Origin of the sequence: Segnochrobactrum spirostomi (assembly GCF_009600605.1) — a bacterium.
Lineage (GTDB): Bacteria > Pseudomonadota > Alphaproteobacteria > Rhizobiales > Segnochrobactraceae > Segnochrobactrum > Segnochrobactrum spirostomi.
On the sequence record NZ_VWNA01000001.1, the window covers coordinates 3,938,015 to 3,956,403 of the forward strand.

10 protein-coding genes and 1 tRNA gene are annotated in these 18,389 nt (G+C 69.8%); 5 read left to right on the plus strand and 6 right to left on the minus strand.

From position 1 onward, the window contains the following. The first annotated feature begins 130 nt into the window (after positions 1-130). On the plus strand, positions 131-2,164 hold the full coding sequence (locus tag F0357_RS17785) for a glycoside hydrolase family 3 protein (RefSeq protein WP_208948406.1): 2,034 nt from the start codon (positions 131-133) through the stop codon (positions 2,162-2,164). 112 nt (positions 2,165-2,276) lie between these two features. After that, the gene (locus F0357_RS17790) at positions 2,277-2,558 is read left to right on the plus strand and encodes a hypothetical protein (protein WP_153485237.1); all 282 of its coding nucleotides are present in this window, start codon (positions 2,277-2,279) and stop codon (positions 2,556-2,558) included. Between the two features lie 39 nt (positions 2,559-2,597). Here the strand turns inward: F0357_RS17790 and F0357_RS17795 are convergent, their stop codons facing one another. The 6 genes from F0357_RS17795 to F0357_RS17820 form a co-directional block, all read right to left on the minus strand. Then, the gene (locus F0357_RS17795) at positions 2,598-4,298 is read right to left on the minus strand and encodes a methyl-accepting chemotaxis protein (protein WP_153485246.1); all 1,701 of its coding nucleotides are present in this window, start codon (positions 4,296-4,298) and stop codon (positions 2,598-2,600) included. Positions 4,299-4,578: 280 nt separating this feature from the next. Beyond that, positions 4,579-4,654, minus strand: a tRNA-Lys gene (locus F0357_RS17800). Between the two features lie 178 nt (positions 4,655-4,832). Next, positions 4,833-6,905 carry a penicillin-binding protein 1C gene (gene pbpC, locus F0357_RS17805; RefSeq protein WP_312861650.1) on the minus strand — a complete coding sequence of 691 codons (2,073 nt, stop codon included), beginning with the start codon at positions 6,903-6,905 and terminating at the stop codon, positions 4,833-4,835. After that, positions 6,902-12,397: an alpha-2-macroglobulin family protein gene (locus F0357_RS17810; RefSeq protein WP_153485253.1), complete on the minus strand. Its 5,496-nt coding sequence runs from the start codon at positions 12,395-12,397 to the stop codon at positions 6,902-6,904. Before F0357_RS17810 ends, pbpC begins: the two co-directional genes overlap by 4 nt. Positions 12,398-12,462: 65 nt before the next feature. After that, positions 12,463-13,425 carry an alpha/beta fold hydrolase gene (locus F0357_RS17815; protein ID WP_208948407.1) on the minus strand — a complete coding sequence of 321 codons (963 nt, stop codon included), beginning with the start codon at positions 13,423-13,425 and terminating at the stop codon, positions 12,463-12,465. Between the two features lie 76 nt (positions 13,426-13,501). Then, positions 13,502-14,518, minus strand: coding sequence for an AraC family transcriptional regulator (locus tag F0357_RS17820; RefSeq protein WP_153485259.1), 1,017 nt, complete (start codon positions 14,516-14,518; stop codon positions 13,502-13,504). 125 nt (positions 14,519-14,643) lie between these two features. Between F0357_RS17820 and F0357_RS17825 the strand changes: the two genes are divergently transcribed. From F0357_RS17825 to F0357_RS17835, 3 genes are all read left to right on the plus strand, one after another. Then, positions 14,644-16,122, plus strand: a complete 1,479-nt coding sequence (locus F0357_RS17825) for an APC family permease (protein WP_153485262.1) — start codon at positions 14,644-14,646, stop codon at positions 16,120-16,122. Next, positions 16,119-16,313, plus strand: a complete 195-nt coding sequence (locus F0357_RS17830; RefSeq protein WP_153485266.1) for a hypothetical protein — start codon at positions 16,119-16,121, stop codon at positions 16,311-16,313. The genes F0357_RS17825 and F0357_RS17830 overlap by 4 nt, the downstream gene beginning before the upstream one ends. Before the next feature lie 80 nt (positions 16,314-16,393). Beyond that, a complete protein-coding gene (locus F0357_RS17835) occupies positions 16,394-18,379 on the plus strand; it encodes a primary-amine oxidase (protein WP_312861651.1) in 1,986 nt (661 codons plus the stop codon). The last annotated feature ends 10 nt before the right edge of the window (positions 18,380-18,389 follow it).

Sequence of the window (18,389 nt, forward strand, 5' to 3'; positions counted from 1 at the left end):
AAGGCCTCAAGGGTTTTTGACGGGATGGGCGGGATGGCGGCCGGCGCGGTCATGGTGATGACCGATCCGCGTGGGATGGCTCGGCCGCGGAGCTCAAGAACATGATCGGGACGGATGGAGCGAGGACGGCATGGTTGAGGGTGGGACGGCCGCGGGTGGGATGGAGGAGCGCGAGAGCACCCGAAGTGCGTGGCGGAGCGGCCGGCGCGCCGATGGAAAGCAGGCACTGATCGCCGCCGCGGCGCTCGCGACGGCGATCTGTGCCGCTCCCGCTTGGGGCCAGTCGCCGCCGGCGGTGGACGTCGCGGCCTGGCCGGCGCTACCGCCGCAGCCACCTACCGATCCGAAACACGAGGCCTTCGTCGACGGCCTCCTCTCCAAGATGAGCGTCGAGGAGAAGGTCGGCCAACTGATCCAGGCCGACATCGCGACCATCCGGCCCGAGGACATCGCCCGCTATCCGCTCGGCTCGATCCTGAACGGCGGCGATTCCTCGCCCGACATGGCGGCCCGCGTGCCGGCGCCGGAATGGTTGAAGCTCGCCGATGCGTTCTACGCTGCGGCGCGCGAGCGCAAGGGCACCTACGTGCCGCTGATGTGGGGCATCGATGCGGTCCACGGGCAGAACAAGATCATCGGCGCCACCATCTTTCCCCACAATATCGGCCTCGGCGCGACCCGCGATCCGGCGCTGATCGAGAAGATCGGCGAGATCACCGCGCAGGAGGTGACCGTCACCGGCCAGGATTGGGTGTTCGCGCCGACGGTCGCGGTCGCCCGCGACGATCATTGGGGCCGCACCTACGAGAGCTATTCGGAAGATCCCGCCATCGTCGCGACGTCGGCCGCAGCCCTCATCAAGGGCTTGCAGGGCGAGGTCGGCACGCCGGATTTCCTCGGCGCGGGCCACGTGATCGCGACCGCGAAGCACTTCCTCGGCGACGGCGGCACCAACGGCGGCAAGGACCAGGGCGATACGCTCGCCTCCGAGGTCGACCTGATCGCGATCCATGCACCGGGCTACGTCGCGGCCCTGAAGGCCGGCGTGCAGACAATCATGGCCTCCTATTCGAGCTGGCGGGGCCTCAAGATGCATGCCGACCGCGCGCTGCTCACCGACGTGCTCAAGGGGCGCATGGGCTTTGCCGGCTTCATCGTCGGCGACTGGAACGGCCACGAGCAGGTGCCGGGCTGCACCAAGTCGGATTGCCCGATCGCGACCAATGCCGGCGTCGACATGCTGATGGCCCCCGACGGCTGGCGCGATCTGTTCGCGGCGATGGTGCGCGAGGTCAAGGACGGCACCATTCCCACGGCCCGGCTCGACGACGCGGTGCGCCGGGTGCTCGCCGTGAAGGTCCGCGCCGGTCTGTTCGAGAAGCCGCGGCCGTCGGCTCGGCCGTTCGCCGGCAAGTTCGATCTGCTGGGTGCGCCCGAGCACCGCGCCGTGGCGCGTCAGGCGGTGCGCGAGTCGCTGGTGCTCCTCAAGAACGCGGGGTCCGTGCTGCCGCTGAAACCCGGCCGGCGCATCCTCGTCGCCGGCGACGCCGCGGACGATATCGGCCGGCAATCCGGCGGGTGGACGCTGTCCTGGCAGGGCACCGGGAACCTCAACGGCGACTTTCCGCACGGCCAATCGATCTATGCAGGGATCGAGGAGGCCGTCGGCGCGGGCGGCGGCACGGTGCACTTGAGCCCGAAGGGGGAGTTCCAGGACTCGCCGGACGGGAAGCCGGACGCGGCGATCGTGGTGATCGGCGAGCGGCCTTATGCGGAGATGAAGGGCGATCTCGTCACGACCTCGTGGAGCGCGATGCATCCGGAGGATCTGGCGCTACTGAAACGCCTCAACGCCGCCGGCATTCCGGTCGTCACCGTCTTCCTGTCCGGCCGGCCGCTCTGGGTCGATCCCGAGCTCGACGCCTCGGACGCCTTCGTGGCGGCCTGGCTGCCGGGCACCGAGGGCGGCGGCATCGCCGATCTCCTGTTCGAGAAGCCCGACGGCAGCCGGCCCTACGATTTCCGCGGCACGCTGTCGTTCTCCTGGCCGCGGGTCGCCGATCAGGTCGTCAATGTCGGTGACGTGCCATACGAACCCCGTTTTCCGGTGGGATACGGCCTGACGCTCGGTGGCGCGCCGGCCGCGCAAGGGGCGACGCCCTGACACCGCCACCGAGCCCCAGCGCCGTGGTCTAGGCGCGAGCGAGGCTTCGCGGCCGGGGCGCCGCAGGGCCGCGCCTTGCCGGGGTATGCGTGCGATGACAGACGAGACGATCGTGATAGGGACCATCCGGCCGAAGAGCGCGGGACTGGGCTCGGGACTGCTCCGTCGGGCGCTTCTCGGCGTTGCCGTCGCCGCCGCCGGGCTCATGCTCGGCGGCTGCATGACGACCTATTATGCGCCCTACGCCTATTCCTACCGGACCGGCTGGACCTACTATTCTCCGACCCGCGTGGTCACCGCCGAGTCCGGACCCTATGGGCCGGTCGTCGTTCCGGTGCCGCCCGGCCCCTATTATTACGGGCCGCTGCCCCAGCCGCGGCCGTGGGCCTGGTAAGGCGACGGCCGCCGCTATCTCCGCGACCGCCGCGCTCGCTCAGCCCGCCCTGAGATTGCGGACGAAGGTCGCGACTTCGCTCTGCAGGTCGTTCGCCTGCGCGGCGAGGGCGTTCGACAGCCCGAGGAGCTGGGTCGAGGCCGAACCGGTCATCTCGGCGGAGCGGCCGACGCCGGCGATGTTGTCGTTGACCGCGCCGGTGCCGTTCGCCGCGCGCTGGGTGTTGGTCGCGATCTCCTGGGTCGCCGCGCTCTGCTCCTCTACCGCCGAGGCGATGGTCGCCGTGGCGGCGCGGATCTCGTTGATGGTGCCGACGATCTTTTCGATCGACCCCACGGTGCGGCCGGTCGCCTGCTGGATGTCCTCGACCTTGCGGGCGATCTCCTGGGTGGCGCGGGCCGTCTGCTCGGCGAGCTGCTTGACCTCCTGGGCGACGACCGCGAAGCCCTTGCCCGCCTCGCCGGCGCGCGCCGCCTCGATGGTCGCATTGAGGGCGAGCAGGTTGGTCTGGGACGCGATGTCGGTGATGAGATTGACGACCTCGCCGATCTTCGTCGCGGCGCTGGAGAGCTCGCGGATCTCGCTCGAGGTGCGGCTCACCTCCTCGGAGGCGCCGACCGCGATGCTGGCAGCGTGGGTGACCTGGACGCCGATCTCACGGATCGACGAGGTCATTTCCTCGGTCGAGGCGGCGACGGTCTGGACGTTGGACGAGGCTTCCTCGGCGGCGCCGGACACGGCGGTCGCCTGACGCGAGGTTTCCTCGGCGCTCTGCGAGAGACCGCGGGCGGCCGACGAGACCTCGCCCGACGAATTGGCGAACGCCTGGGCCAGTGCCCCCATCTTGGCTTCGAAATCGTCGGCGATGGCGTTGCGCTCGGCCTTCAGGCGCTCCGCCGAGCGGATTTCCGCGAGGCGGGCTTCCTCACGCATGCGCTCAGACTCTTCGAGGCCCTGGCGCAGCCGCTCGGCCGCCTCCGCCATGCGGCCGATTTCATCCTTGCGGCCGGTATCCGCCACGGTGACGTGGAAATTGCCTTCGGCGAGGGTGCGCAGCGTCTCCCGGATGCGGCTGATCGGCTTGACGATGCCGAAACGGGTGACCGCCACCGCGAGGCCGAGCACGACGACGAGACCGCCGATCACGACGGCATAGACGAGCGTCACGGTGTCGATCGTGGTCGAATGCAGCGACGCCTGAAGGGTGTCGAGATCCTGGGTGCGCTTCTCGACCGCGGTCGAGATGTCGGCGGAGATCGCCGCTGTGGTCGGTGCGCACTGCTGATTCCAGGTCGGAAGGATGGCGGCGTTGGTCGACATGTCCGTCGAGCCGTTCGCCATGTCGATGATGCCGCTGCAATCGCGCTTGATGAAGGTGTTGAAGCGCTTGCTGAAGTCGCTCGTCAGGCTGAGCAGGTCGGGGTCGATCGCGACCGCATTCGTGAGCCGCCGCTTGAAGGTGTCGATCCCGGCTTTCTGTTCGGCGACGGCTTCCTTCTTCTGGTTCGCGTCACCCGCCGACAGGGAGCGGTACATGCCCTGATTATATTGGGCGATGGCGCGCTCGGCTCGGGCGAGTTCGATGTTCGCCCGGGCGACGCGGGCGAGCGCGTCGGAATAGCTGGCGTCGACCGCGAACATCTTGGTGCCGGCCAGGACGGCCGCACCGACGGCGAAGGCCGCAAGCAGGATCATCAGCGACGAGATCTTGGCGATCAAAGGCCAATGGCGAAACGACATGGCTATCCCTCCCGTACCCCAACGGCGCCGTTTTCGACGACGGTTAAGCTTCCCGATCGCACGCGTCGCTGTTTCGAAGCTTGCGTGATGGTTGCGGGAGGAGGGAGCGGGTTGTGGGCTGAAGGCCCGGTTCGGCACCGTCCAGCGAGGCGGACCGGTTGAGCGGCCCTGAGGCGCGCGGGTGGCGCCGTTGCGGCGATGCTATCGCCCGCGCACAACCGTCAAACCGGGCGCTCAGGCGAACGTTTCAACAATGTCAGCGATTTAGGAGGGGAAATGATGGTGGGTGTACAAGGGCTCGAACCTTGGACCCGCTGATTAAGAGTCAGCTGCTCTACCAACTGAGCTATACACCCATCGGCGGTCGGCGCCGCAACGCCGTCGCGGGGGGTGATATACGGAGAACCGATCGCCGACGCAACACCCCCGGCGCGGATTTTCCCTTGGGCCTGTGGATGGCGGGATGATCGGCGACGCGCACTCGTGGCGTTCGGCACCGATATCCGGCGCTTCCCGCCGCAGCCCAATGCCCTCTCACTCCACGAACACCGTGACGCTGTCGGCCGCGCCGGCGCTGTCGACCACGGTCAATCGCACGAATCCCGGCTCCGTCACCGGCAGCGCGCCCTTGCGCTGGTGGGCGCCGATCGTCAGCGGCGCGCCGTCGAGATAGAGGGTCAGCGGCCGCGTCGCTCCTTCGACCGCCCAGGCGAGGGGGCGCCGCCGCCCGCTGCCGTCGTCGAGGTCGATTCGCGCACCGTCCGGCGGATAGGCGATCCGCAAGGCGCCGGTCGACGAGTCGGGCCGCGGCGTCTCCGCGGCGGCGCCGAAGCCGCGCAGTGGCGGCGGCAGGGTGGCCGTCGTGGCGATCAAGGCGTCGGGCGGCGCCGGGGCGAGCGGCACCCGGTCGGGCGACAGCCGGGCGAAGGCGTCGAACAGCACGGGCGCGGCGGCGGTGCGGGCGACGAGCCCGGGCACCGCCGTACCGTCGGGCCGCCCGGCCCAGACCGCCACGGTGTAACGGCCGTCGAAGCCGACCGCCCAGGCGTCGCGGTAGCCGTAGGACGTGCCGGTCTTGAAGGCGATGCGCCCCGCGCGGGCATTGACCGGCGGCGGCGTCCCGGAGAGCACATCGGCGACATACCAGGCGGCAACCTTGTCGAGCACCTGCGCCGGCGGCCCGTCCGGCTTCGGTGCGTCGGCATCGAGGCCGACCGGCGGCACGATCCCGCCGTTGGCGAGGCCCGCATAGAGCGCCGCGAGGTCGATCAGGCGGATGCCGACACCGCCGAGGCCGATCGCGAGGTTGGGGGTCGCGTCCTTCGGCAGCACGAGGTCGACGCCGACATCGGCGAGCCGCGCCGAGAGCCGCGCCGGGCCGACGGCTTCGAGAAGCGCGACGGCCGGCACGTTGAGCGACATCTGCAAGGCCTGGCGGGCGGTGACGGTGCCCTGGAAGGTGTCGTCGAAATTCTTCGGGGCATAGCCGCCGAACGCGGTCGGCCGGTCTTCGACCAGCGTCTCCGGATGGGCGAGGCCGGATTCGAAGGCGAGGCCATAGATGAAGGGCTTCAGCGTCGAGCCGGGCGAGCGCTCGGCGAGCGTCATGTCGACATGGCCGGCGCGGTCGTCGGCGAGATAATCGGCCGAGCCGACATCGGCGAGGATGTGCCCGGTGGCGTTCTCGACGACGAGGACGGCCATCGACAGTCCGGGTCCGAGGTGCGGCGCCCGCGCCCGCACGAGGGCTTCGAGGCTGGTCTGGAGCTCGCGGTCGACGGTGAGGCGGATCACGGGCCGATCGGGATGGGCGGCGACGGCAGCCTCGGCCGCGAGCGGGGCGAGCTTCGGGAACGGGATGCGGGCGGTCGGAACCGGCTCCGCCTTCGCCTCGGCGGCGGCCTTGGCGTCGATCACCTTGAGGCGCGCCATGCGGTCGAGCACACGGTCGCGCGCCGCCCGCGCCGCCTCCGGGAAGCGGTCCGGTCGCCGGGTCTCCGGCGATTGCGGCAGGGCGACGAGGAGCGCGGCTTGGCCCAGCGTCAGCCGGTCGGGCTCGCGGCCGAAATAGGCGAGTGAGGCGGCCCGCACGCCCTCGACATTGCCGCCGAACGGCGCGAGCGAAAGATAGAGCGCGAGGATATCGGCCTTGGAAAGCCGCGCCTCCATCTGCAGGGCACGGCCCATCTCGCGGAGCTTGCGGTTGAGCGTGCGCTCCGGCCGGTCTTCGATCAGGCGGGCCGTCTGCATCGTCAGTGTCGAGGCGCCGGAAACGATCTCGCCATGGGCGAGCATCTGGCCGCCGGCGCGCACCAAGGCGGCGGGGTCGATTCCCGGATGGTCATAGAAGCGCCGATCCTCGTAGGCGATCAGCATCTTCAGGTAGGTCGGATCGACGGTCTCGGGCCGCACAGGCAGACGCCAGCGTCCCTCCGGCGTCGTGAAGGCACGCAGCAGGCGACCCTCGCGGTCCACCACGATCGCGGAGGCCGGGTCCGTCGGCGCAAGTTGCGGCGGCAGCAGGCGGTCGGCGACCGACGCCGCACCCGCGAGCGCGGCAAACGCCACGATCGCGAGCGCCGCGGCGGTCTGCCGGCCGGGGGTCACGGCTTCGCCGCCGTCACGGTGAGGGTGCCGGGGGCGGTGCGGGCGAAGGTGCCGAGCGCATACATGTCCTCGGCGAGCGCCGCGGGCCAGGCGAAGCGGCCGGGCGACACGGCGCGGACCATGTAGGCGACCGTGACGCCCTGGCTCAGATCCGTGCCGGGTCCGAACGCCGCGACGAAGCGATCGTCGCGGAACTCGGTGTGGGCCGGCTGGACGTCGTTCGAGAGCCAGGGGAAGGCCGAGAGGTCGGCGCTCGTGACGAGGTCCGGGTTCTCGATCTCGAAGCCGCCCGGCAGGAGGTCGGCGACGATGAGGTTCGGCGCCGCATCGGCGGCGTCGGCCTTGATGGTGAGGACAGCGATCAGCCGCTCGTTCTGCCCGACGTGGTCGCCGGTGAAGGGCGTTCCGTCGAGGTGGTAATAATCGCGGGTGAGGGTGATGTCGTTCGAGTCCGCCGGCTCCGGCTCGAGCGGCACGCCCTCCGCGGTCACGGTCACGGCAACCGGGTTCTTGCCGTCGTTGGTGACGGTGATCGGCTGCCGGGTCAGGTCGGCGAGGCCGACGCGACGGAACACCGCGCCCTTCTGGGGGGCGCCGTCCACGGCGAGCTTCAGGCCGGCGTCGTGGCCGGACAGCGCGTTCGCGGCGAGCAGCATCCAGGCGGCCTCCTGGGTGCTCGCATAATCGGTCTCGCCGAGCTCCGATTGCAGCAGGTTGGAGATCTGGGCGAGGGCCTTCTGGTCGTTGCCGGCTTCGGCGACCAGCGTGAGCGCCGCCGCCGCGTCGCGCACCGGCGTGCCGTAATCCGAGAACGAGGCGAGGTTGTCCGCACCGCCCTTCGCGAGCGTCTCCGCCGCGGTCTCGAAGGCCGCCTTGGAGCGCGCCTCGTCGCCGTAGAAGGCGAGGCCCGCCGCGATCTGCGCCTGAGCGAGGCCGGTGCCGAAGCTGGCGAGCTTGTCGTCGGCGAAATAGCGCAGGTCGCCGATCGAGGCGCGGCCGTTGCGGGCGAGCACGTAGAGCGTATAGGCGACGGCGCCGCCGCCGCCCGCTTCGAAGTTCGAGTTGTAGGACAGGTCGTTCTGCAGCCGGTCGAGCGCCTGCGAGAACGCCTGATCCGGCACCTGATAGCCCTTGGCGCGGGCCCGGGTCAGGAAGTCGGTGATGTAGGCGTCGAGCCACATGTCGTTGGCGTCGTTCGGACCCCACAGGCCGAACGAGCCGCTGGCGCTCTGGAATTGCAGGAGCCGCTCGATCGCCGTCTGGACGCGCTTGTGGATCGCATCGTCGGTGCCGAAGCCGATCGAGGCGGCGACGGAGTTGAAATAGAGCAGCGGCAGGGCGCGGCTCGTGGTCTGCTCGGCGCAGCCGTAGGGGTAGCGGTCGAGATCGGCGAGGAGCCCCGGCACGTCGATGCCGAAGCCGGCGGAGACGGAGAGCGAGAGGCGCGCGCCGTCCGGCACCAAGCCTTCCAACTGGTCCGCTCCGATCTGAAGGCTTTCGCCCGGAGACAGCGCCGAGAGGGTGCGGCTGCTCGACGGCGGCGCGGCCGGCCGCACATTGAGGCGGAAGGTTTGGTCATAATGCTCGCCGTTCGGCGCGGTCACCGTGAGCGACAGCGTCGCGGTGCCGATCCCGGCGGTGGCGAGCGGCACCTCCAGGGTCGCCTTGGCGTGCTCGGCGAGCGTCACGCTCGGCGCGACCGTGCCGGCCGAAACCGGCCCATCGCTCTTGATCGCGACGGCGTAATCGCCGGCCGGGCCGGAGACGTTGTCGAAATCGAGCCGCAGCCGGCTTTCGTCGCCCGGCGCCATGACGCGGGGCAGGGAGCCGGTGACGACGACCGGATCGCGCACGATCACGTCGGCGCTCGCCTGCCCGACCTTCGCCTTCGACCACGCCACCGCCATTACCTTTACGGTGCCGTTGAAGGCGGGAATGGCGAACTCCGCGGTCGCCTTGCCGTCCGGCCCGACCTTGAGGAGGCCGGAATAGCGGGCGACGAGCTCCTGGGTCGCCACGGTGGACGAGGCGAACGGCGCGGCTTGGTCGCCGCCGGTGCGGATGGTGCCACGGGTCGCCGAGAGGCTGTCGATGAGCGAGCCGTAGAGGTCGCGGATCGCGGCGCCGAGCCGTCGCTGGCCGAGGAACCACGTCGTCGGGTCCGGCGGCTCATAGCGGGTGAGGTTCAGGATGCCGACATCGACGGCCGCGACCGTGACATAGGCCTCCTCGCCGGGATCGAGGCCGGTGAGGGTCACCGGCACCTTCAGCGTCTCGCGCGGGCGCATCTCGGCCGGGGCGGCGAGCGTCACGCCGAGGGAGCCGAGCGCCTTGTCGGTGGCGAGCCAGTCGAGACCGATGGCGCGGGCCGGCATCCGTCCGGCCTTGACGTCCATCGGGCGGTAGAGCGTCGCGACGACATAGGCGCCGGGCGTCCAATCGGGGCCGACGGTGAGCTTCACGTCGGTGCCGTCCGCCGGCACCTCGACGGTTTCGAGGTGGAGCAGCTTGTCGGCGACGACCGCGACGAGGGCGGTGCCGGCGAATTGCGGCTTCAGGTGCAGGGTGGCGGTGTCGCCGGGCCGGTAGCCGGTCTTGTCGAGGCCGACTTCGAGGACGTCGGGCGTGTCGGCGCTGGCGCCGACGGCGATCCAGCCGGCCGAGAATTCGTAGCTCGCCGACGCGTTGTCGTTGCCGGGCGCGGTGATCTCGAGCCGGTAATTGCCCCAGGTGACGGGTGCTTCGACCTGCACCGTGCCGTCGGCGGCGACATCGAGGGTGCCGGAGGCGACACGCTCAGTCGAGGTGGTGGTGAAATAATCCCAGCGGCCGTCGCGGTTGTACCATTGATATTCGCGGTCGAGCTTGACGAGCTGCCACGCCGCGCCGGGAAGCGCGGTGCGGCTGCCGTCCGGGGCGACGGCCACGATCTCGAAGCCGGCCGTGGCGCCCTGGCCGACCTGTCCACCGGCGAACAGCGGCTTGATGCCGAGGCGCGGGCCCTGCGGGGCGACCGGCAGGGTGATGGTGCGCTCGATCGCGCGGCCGCCGGCCTCGCGGACGCGCAGGATCACGTCGGCGCTCAGGGGCTGCGTGGTCGGATCGAGGGTCGGCAGCTTGACCGAAACGTCGGCGTGGCCCTTGGCGTCGGTGCGGCCGAGATCGAACAGCGGCCGGCGCAACGGTGTGAAGGCGTCGTCGACAAGCCCGAAATGGAAGCCGTCGAAGCCGGCGAGCCCGCCGTCGGCCGGCTTCACCAGGATCTCGCCTTCGATGGCGAGGTCGCTGCCGGGCGCGCCGTAGAGATAGTTCGCGTCGAGCGACACCGGCACGGCTTGGCCGGGACCGATCGCCTTCGCTTTCGTCGCGAGGTCGAGCGACATGCGCTCAGGGACAAAATCCTCGACAAGGAACGTGACCGAGCCGATCGGATCGGCTTTGGGATCGGAGAAGGCGTTGATGCGCCAGGTGCCGCGCTGGGCGGTGGAGACGAGGTTGACGTCGAGGCTGCGGCCGCCGAGGCCCTGATCGGGCACCAGGGCGCGCTGATAGACGACGCCGTCCGGCCGCTCGACGACGAAGGTGAGCGGCACCGCTTGCGGCGCGTGGCTGTCGGCGGTGCGCAGGAGGCCGGTCAGGTGCACGACCTCGCCCGGCCGGTAGACGCCGCGCTCGGTGTAGAGGAACGCGTCGAGCGGCCCCGGCGCCACGCGGCCCGCGACGCCGCGATCGGTGAGGTCGAAGCTCGGGGCGGTGAGGTCGAGGAAGGCGTAATCGCCGTCGGCGGTGGAGGCGACGAGGAGGGAGGGCGTCATGCCGCCGGTGCCGCGGCCGAGGCCGGGCGGGAAGGCGGTGTGGCCCATCGCGTCCGTCGTCGCGGTGCCGAGCACGTCGTCGTTGCGGGCGATGAGGCGAACCTCGGCGCCGGTGACGGCCTTGGCGGTCGCGAGCGAGCGGACGAAGGCATGGATGCCGTCGGCGCCGGAGAAGCTCGCGAGCCCGAGATCGGACACGATGAACCATTGCGTCGCGCGGGTGCCGCCGGTGTCGGACGGCTGCTCCTCGGGGCGGGCGGCGAGCACGTAGACGCCGGGCGCCAGCGTCTTCAGCGCCTCGTCGACGGGGAAGGCGGTCGTCACCTCGGTGTTGAGGACGCGCTTCACGTCCATCTCGCCGGACCACACCTTGGCGCCGGTGTCGTTGGCGATCTGATCGACCTGATAGGACTCGAGCTGCGACTTGAACGAGCCGTCGACGATGGTGCGCACCAAGGCGCGGTCGCCGACACGCATCAGGTCGAGCATGACCTTGTCGGTGTTGACGCTGACGACGGGCACGCCCTTGGCGCCGGTGCGCGGCAGCACATAGGCGCTGCTCGGGAAGCGCACCGCGGCACGGCGGTCGCGGACATAGATCGTGTAGCTCGCCGGGGCGAGCAGGCTCTCGCCGACCGTCGAGGGCACGCCGGAGCGGATCGTCACCTCGTAGCGTTCGCCGTGCTTGAGGCCGTCGACGCAGAGCTCCTGGCCGGTCGCGGAGACCGCCGGATTCTGTTGACCCGCCACCACAACATATTTCGAGAAGTCCGTGCGCCCCTTGGGCAAATTCTCCGAGAACTGGATGCAGATCCGGGGCGAGGCGGTGTCCGAATCGACCCGGTAATCGAGAATGCGGAAGCCGTATTGTTCGCGCAGGCTGTCATAGTGCGCCTGGAGGCTCGGATCGGGGGCGAGGGCGAGGCTCTCCTTCAGGCTGTCGAGCGCGGCCCGCCACAGTGACTGGGCCTCGAAGGACAGCGAGAGGAGGGCGAGCGCCCGGGCCTGCTCCGCCTTCGTCGTGGCAAGCGTCAGGCCGATATAGGCGGCCGAGGCGGCGTCGCGCCGCAGCGTATATTGGCGGCTGTAATCGTCCGTCTTCTCGCCGAGCAGAGCCGTGCCGGCATCGAGCCAAGCCGGGGCGCCGCCGCCGACGAGGGCGACCGCGAGACCGGCCTTGACGGTGCCGGCATCGCGGTTGAGGCGGGCCGCCGCGGCGACCGACGAGCGGAAGCGCGACGCCTCGGTGACGACGTCAGAGGGCAGGAAATCGAGCGGCGGGAGCGGCAGCGGTGCGGCGGCCGGGGCCGCGGCGGTCGATTGGACCACCCGTCCGGACATCGCGCTCGAGAACGGCTTCGGCGCGCCGACGTCGGACTTGAGGAAGCACCATTGCGCCTTGGTGTTGTAGGTGTAGGCACGGCAGACCGGATCGCCCAGGCACGCCGCCTCGCAATCCGACAGCGGGATTTCTCGGAGCACCTGATAATCGAAGCCGGGCAGATCGGTGCCGGGGAGTTGATCGATCTGCCGCGCTCCGGCGGCCGGCGAGGCCGCCCCGGAGGCGGTTCCGGAGGTCTGGGCGGCGGCGCCGAAGGCAAATCCGGTCGCGAGGGCGAAGGTCAGCGCCGCGGCGGCAAGCCGTCCGCGAAACGCCGAAAAGCGGGTCTGCGCCATATTTCGTCTCCCCGGCGAGGCCGTTCCGGGCGGTGGGCCCGGTCGCGGGGGAGCATAGCAAGACTTCATGTCAGACGAAATTTCAGTCGCGCGAAGAAGGCGATGGCGCGGCCGAGGAGTCCCTTGACGGCGGGCTTGGCCGGCGGGTCGGCGCGATCGAGGAAGGCGGCGATGCGGGTCTGGGCGATGCGGTCCCAGAGCAGCGGCGCATGGCCTTCGTCGGGGATCGTGAGGAGATCGAGGTCGGGACGACGGCGCTGCATCTCGGCCACCGTCGCCCCGCTCAGGATATCCGACAGGCCGCCGTGCACGACCATCACCGGCACCGCGGCGAGGGCGTCGAAGGCGGGCCAGGCGGTCGGCAGGGGAATGCGCGGATCGAAGGTGCGGAAGGCGACTTCGAGGGCCGGGTCGTAATCGATCGCCGGCGCGCCGTTCTCCTCGCGGTAGACCTGCCGGGCGAAGCGGCCCCAGCCGGTCGCGTCGAGGGAGGGGAATTGCGAGCCCTGCTCGGCCTTGAAGCGGGTCACGGTGTCCGCCCATGAGGCCGGTACGGGCTTGCCGATATAGGAGGCGATGCGGGCGAGGCCGGCGCTCTCGATCACAGGGCCGATGTCGTTGAACACCGCGCCGCCGATCAGGTTCGGATGGGTCATCGCGAGCACGAACATGACGAGCCCGCCGCGCGACGTGCCGATGAAGAGCGCCCGGGGAATATCGAGGGCGGCGAGCGCCTGCACCACGTCGTCGGCCTCGGTGCCGGGATTGTAGGTCGCGACCGCCGCGTAGGCCGACCGGCCGCGCCCGCGCAGATCGAGCGCGATGACGCGGCGGGTGCGTGCGAGATGCTCCGCGAGCGGGGCGAAATCCTTGGAATTGCGCGTCATGCCGGGGAGGCAGACGACCGGTAGCCCCGGCGCTGCCGGATCGCCCCAGGCCCGGCCGAACAGCGTGAGCCCGTCGCGGCTGCGATAGGTGAACTCGGACTGCGGAACCTTGCCGCCCGTCTCCGAACCGTAGGTCGCCATGCTGTTCTCCTCGCCCCGCCGGCCGAAGGTTAGCGCATCTTCGTGTCGCCGCGATGCCGCCGATCGGCCGCCGCGGCTATCCGTCTCGGCGCGACCAGGCACGGCGGGCCCGCCAGAACACGGTGCTGTCGGCATAGCCGAGGCTTTCGGCGATCTTCGACATCGGCGTTTCCGCCGCCGCGAGGTGGTGGGCGGCAAGCGCCCGGCGGTGTTCGCGCAGCATGTCCCGCAAGGAAAGGCCGGCCTCGCTCAAGCGGCGCTGGAGGGTGCGCGGCGACAGGCCGAGCTCGGCCGCGACGGCCGCGATCGTCACCGGCTTGTGGCCGAGATAGATGCCGATCAGCGACTGCACCTTCTCCTTGAGGCCCGGCGCCTCGTCGGCCTCGTCGGCGAGATCGGCGAGGTGGCGTTCGAGGATCGCGACGAGATCGCGGTCCTCCGTCCGATGGACGCGGGCGGCATCGGCGGCGGCGATGACGATGGCGTTGCTCGGCTGGTCGAAGCGGACCGGCGCGCGGAACAGGCGGCGCAAAAGCTCGGGATCGCGCGGGGCGGGATGCTCGAGATGGATCTCGAGCGGCCGCCAGGACGGGCCGAAGCACGAGCGCAGAAGCTGGCAGGAGGTCGACAGGGTGAACTCGCTGTCCTGCCGGCGCGGCCACATCGCCGGATCGACGAGGCGATAGCTCCACAGCACCCGGTCGTCCTCGTCGACGAGCCCGCTGCCGGTCGCGCCCTGGAGCACGCTGACATAGCGGGAGAGCCGGGTGAAGGCGACGCGGATCGTCGGCGACAGGGAGAAAAGCATGCCGATGGGCCCGAGATCGCCCGGCCGGAGCGCCGCCCCGAGGCGGGCGCCGAGAAAGGGATCGCCCGCCTCGACGGCGGCCTGTTCGAACAGCGCGATGTAGCGCGCCATCGGCACCAGGGCATAGGGGTCGCCGAGCTGCGAGCGCAGGATGCCGTGGGCGGCGAGCAGCATGTCGCCCGTGCCGTTGACGCTGTCGAGGCGGGCGACGATCGGCGTCAGCACCGAGGCGCGGATCGAGGGGATGGCGGGCATTCGCCTGCTTATATTCGGGGCAGATTGCATGCCTGCTGCCTTTGTTGGCATCGGTGGCGCGAATGATCGATTCATTGGCGCTCCCTGCAATTCAGAGGCCAAAGTGTCGCAGATAGGAAAAGTGATGTGTTAGGCGCGATCCAAAGGGGTCCCCGATGTCGTCACTCGAGTCCGTATCGCTCACCGAGGCCTTGCCGGCGGCCGGTTCCGGCGGTCCTGCGAAAACTTCGCTCGCTAAGAACTCGGTGGGCCTCGCCCACATCGTGTTCTTCGTCGTCGCGGCGGCCGCGCCGCTGACGGCGGTGGTCGGCGCCTCGCCGGCGGCCTTCGCCTTCGGCAACGGCGGCGGCGTGCCGGGGGCCTTCGTGCTCGCCGGCGTGCTCTACCTGATCTTCTCGGTCGGGTTCACCGCCATGAGCCGCCATGTCGGCGGGGCGGGGGCGTTCTACACCTACATCGCCCAAGGCATCGGCAAGCCCGTCGGGGTCGGCGGCGCGATGATGGCGCTCGTCACCTACAGCGCGGTGCAGATCGCGGTTTATGCGCTGTTCGGGGTGTTCGTCTCCGCCGCGCTCGGACCCTTCGGCCTCGCACTGCCCTGGTGGGCGTGGGCCTTCGTGGCGCTCGTCGTCGTCCACCTGTGCGGCCAGCGCAACATCGCCTTCAGCGGCACCATCCTCGGCGTCTGCATGGTGGCGGAGATCGCCATCCTGCTGCTGCTCGATCTCGGCATTCTCTTGAAGGGCGGCGGCCCGCAGGGCCTCGGCTTCACGTCGTTCTCGCCCGCGACGGTGTTCTCGCCGGGCCTCGGCGTCGCGCTCGTCTTCGTCGTCGGCTCATATATCGGCTTCGAGGCGACGGCGATCTTCGGCGAGGAGGCGGAGAAGCCGGAGAAGACGATCCCCCGCGCGACCTATCTCGCGGTGCTGCTGATCACCGTTTTCTACGCCTTCTCGACCTGGGCGGCGGTGCAGTTCTACGGGCCGGCGAAGGTGCAGGAGATCGCCGCGGGCGGCCTCGACACCTTCTATTTCAAGGCCGCTGGCGCGGTGCTCGGCGGCTGGTCGGTCGAGGTGATGAACGTGCTCCTCATCACCAGCCTGTTCGCCTGCATCCTGTCCTTCCACAACACGCTGAACCGCTACTTCTTCGCCCTCGGCCGCGAGGGGCTGGCGCTGAGCTCGCTCGGCAAGGTGCACGAGAAGCACGGCTCGCCGCACATCGCCGGGCTCGTCCAGAGCGGCATCGCGGCATTGGTGCTGGCGCTGTTCGCCCTGTCCGGCACAGACCCTTACGCCGTCGTGTTCTCCTGGATGTCGGCGCTCGCGGTGATCGGCATCCTGGCGGTCCAGGCACTGGTCTCGGTCGCGGTGATCCTGTTCTTCCGCAAGACGCCGTCGCGGCACGGCATTTGGACGACGCTGATCGCGCCGGGGCTTTCCTTCGTCGGCCTCGTCGGTGCTCTCGGCCTCGTCATTTCGAACCTCACGATGCTCGCCGGCAGCGAGAGCCCGATCGTCAAGGCGTTCCCCGTCGCGATCGTGCTCGTCTGCCTCGCCGGCATCGTCTTCGCCCTCACCATCAAGAAGCGCCGCCCGGATCTCTACGCCGCGCTCGGGACGGTGTTCGAATGAGCGCGCTCGCCTCTCTCGGCCCCGCCGACCGCCGCGTCGCCAAAGCGATCCCGGTCCTCCTTGGCCTCACGCTCCTGATCGCCGCCGCGCAGGCGCACCTCCTCTGTTCGGTGTTCTGCATCCACCACGCGCTCGGCACCGAGGGGTCGATGGTGAGCGGCCCGATCTGCGGCCGCGCCCCGGCGCCCTGACGAGCCCGCCCGATGCTTCCCGCGACGCGGCGCCGATGTCGCCCGCGTCGCTCCCCCATCGCCCATTCGAGAGCCTCGCCGTGGACGCGAAAGTCACCTTCACCCATCCGCTCGATCCGCTCAGCCTGAACGAGATCGCCGCCGCCGTCGCCATCCTCCGGGCCGAGAAGGCGCTCGGCGAGACCTGGCGCTTCCCCATCATCCGCCTCGAAGAGCCGGCCAAGGCCGCGCTCGCCGCCCACCGCGACGGCGCCGCGCTGCCCCGTCTCGCCTTCCTGCTCGCCATCGACATCACCGACGGGACGACCTTCGAGGCGCTCGTCGATCTCACCGCGGCGCGGGTCGCCACGTTCGAGCGGCTGCCGCTCGAGGACGCGCCTTACGGTCAGCCGCCGGTGATGATCGAGGAGATGATGCGCTGCGAGGAGATCGTGAAGGCCGATCCGCGCTGGCGCGCCGCGGTGATGAAGCGCGGCCTGACCGAGGCGGACATCCCGCTCGTTCAGGTCGATCCGTTCTCGTCCGGCTATTTCGGGCGGCCCTTCGAGAAGGGCAAGCGCATCGTCCGCGCCGTGTCCTATTGGCGCGGCGACATCCGCGACAACGGCTATGCCCACCCGATCGAGGGCGTCGTCGCGGTCGTCGATCTCATCGCCAACGCGGTGGTCGATCTCGTCGACGAAGACAAGATCGTGCCGGTCCCGAAGAAGCAGCGCAATTATGGGCGCGAGGCCTTCCCGGAGACGCGCAAGGACCTCAAGCCCCTCCATATCGTCCAGCCGGAGGGGCCGAGCTTCACCGTCGAGGGCTGGAAGGTGACGTGGCAGAACTGGAGCTTCCGCGTCGGCTTCACGCCGCGCGAAGGGCTGGTGCTGCACGAGCTCGCGATCCGCGACGGCGGCCGGCTGCGGCCGGTGATCTTCCGGGCGAGCGTCACCGAGATGGTGGTGCCCTATGCCGATCCGACCGCCAACCATTATTGGAAGAGCGCGTTCGACGCCGGCGAATACGGCCTCGGCCGCCTCGCCAACTGCCTCGAGCTCGGCTGCGATTGCCTCGGCCACATCCATTATTTCGACGTGCCGGCGGCGGACGATCTCGGCCAGCCCTTCGTCATGAAGAACGCCATCTGCATGCACGAGGAAGATTACGGCATCCTCTGGAAGCATTACGAGTTCCGCAACGAGATCTACGAGGTGCGGCGCTCGCGCCGTCTCGTCATCTCGTTCTTCGCGACGGTCGGGAACTACGATTACGGCTTCTATTGGTACCTCTATCAGGACGGCACGATCCAGCTCGAGGCCAAGCTCACCGGCATCATCCAGACCGCGGCGGTGGCGCCGGGTGAGACCTATCCGTGGGGCGGCATGGTCGACGACAATCTCGGCGGCCCGACCCACCAGCATTTCTTCAACGCGCGCCTGCACATGGATGTCGACGGCGGCGGCAACACGGTGACCGAGCACGAGTTCGTGCCGCGACCCTGGGGCGACGACAACCCGTACGGCAACGTCTTCGACACCCGGACCCGCGTTCTCAAGCGTGAGCTCGACGCTCCGGCGATCGCCAACGGCGAGACCGGCCGCTACTGGAAGGTTTCGAACCCGAACGTCGCCAACAGCGTCGGCAAGGCGCCGGGCTATAAGATGGTGGTGACCCCGTCGCCGCTGATGCTCGCCCAGGAGGGTTCCACCGTGCGCGCCCGCGGCGGCTTCGCGACCCGGCACATCTGGGTCACGCCGTTCGACGCCAAGGAGAAATATGCGAGCGGCGATTATCCGAACGTCAACGCCGGCGGCGGTGGTTTGCCGGCTTATGTCGCGCAGAACAGGCCGATCGAGAACGCCGACGTCGTGCTGTGGCATTCGTTCGGCCACACCCACGTCTGCAAGCCGGAGGATTTCCCGATCATGCCGGTCGAATATGCGGGCTTCATGCTGAAGCCGAACGGCTTCTTCGCCTCCAACATCGCCATGGACATTCCCCCGGAGAAGAACGCCCACAGCCGGGACAACCGCGACGAGGCGCCGGCGTGCGGCAGTGGCGGCTCGTCCTGCTGCCACTGAACGTGCGGCA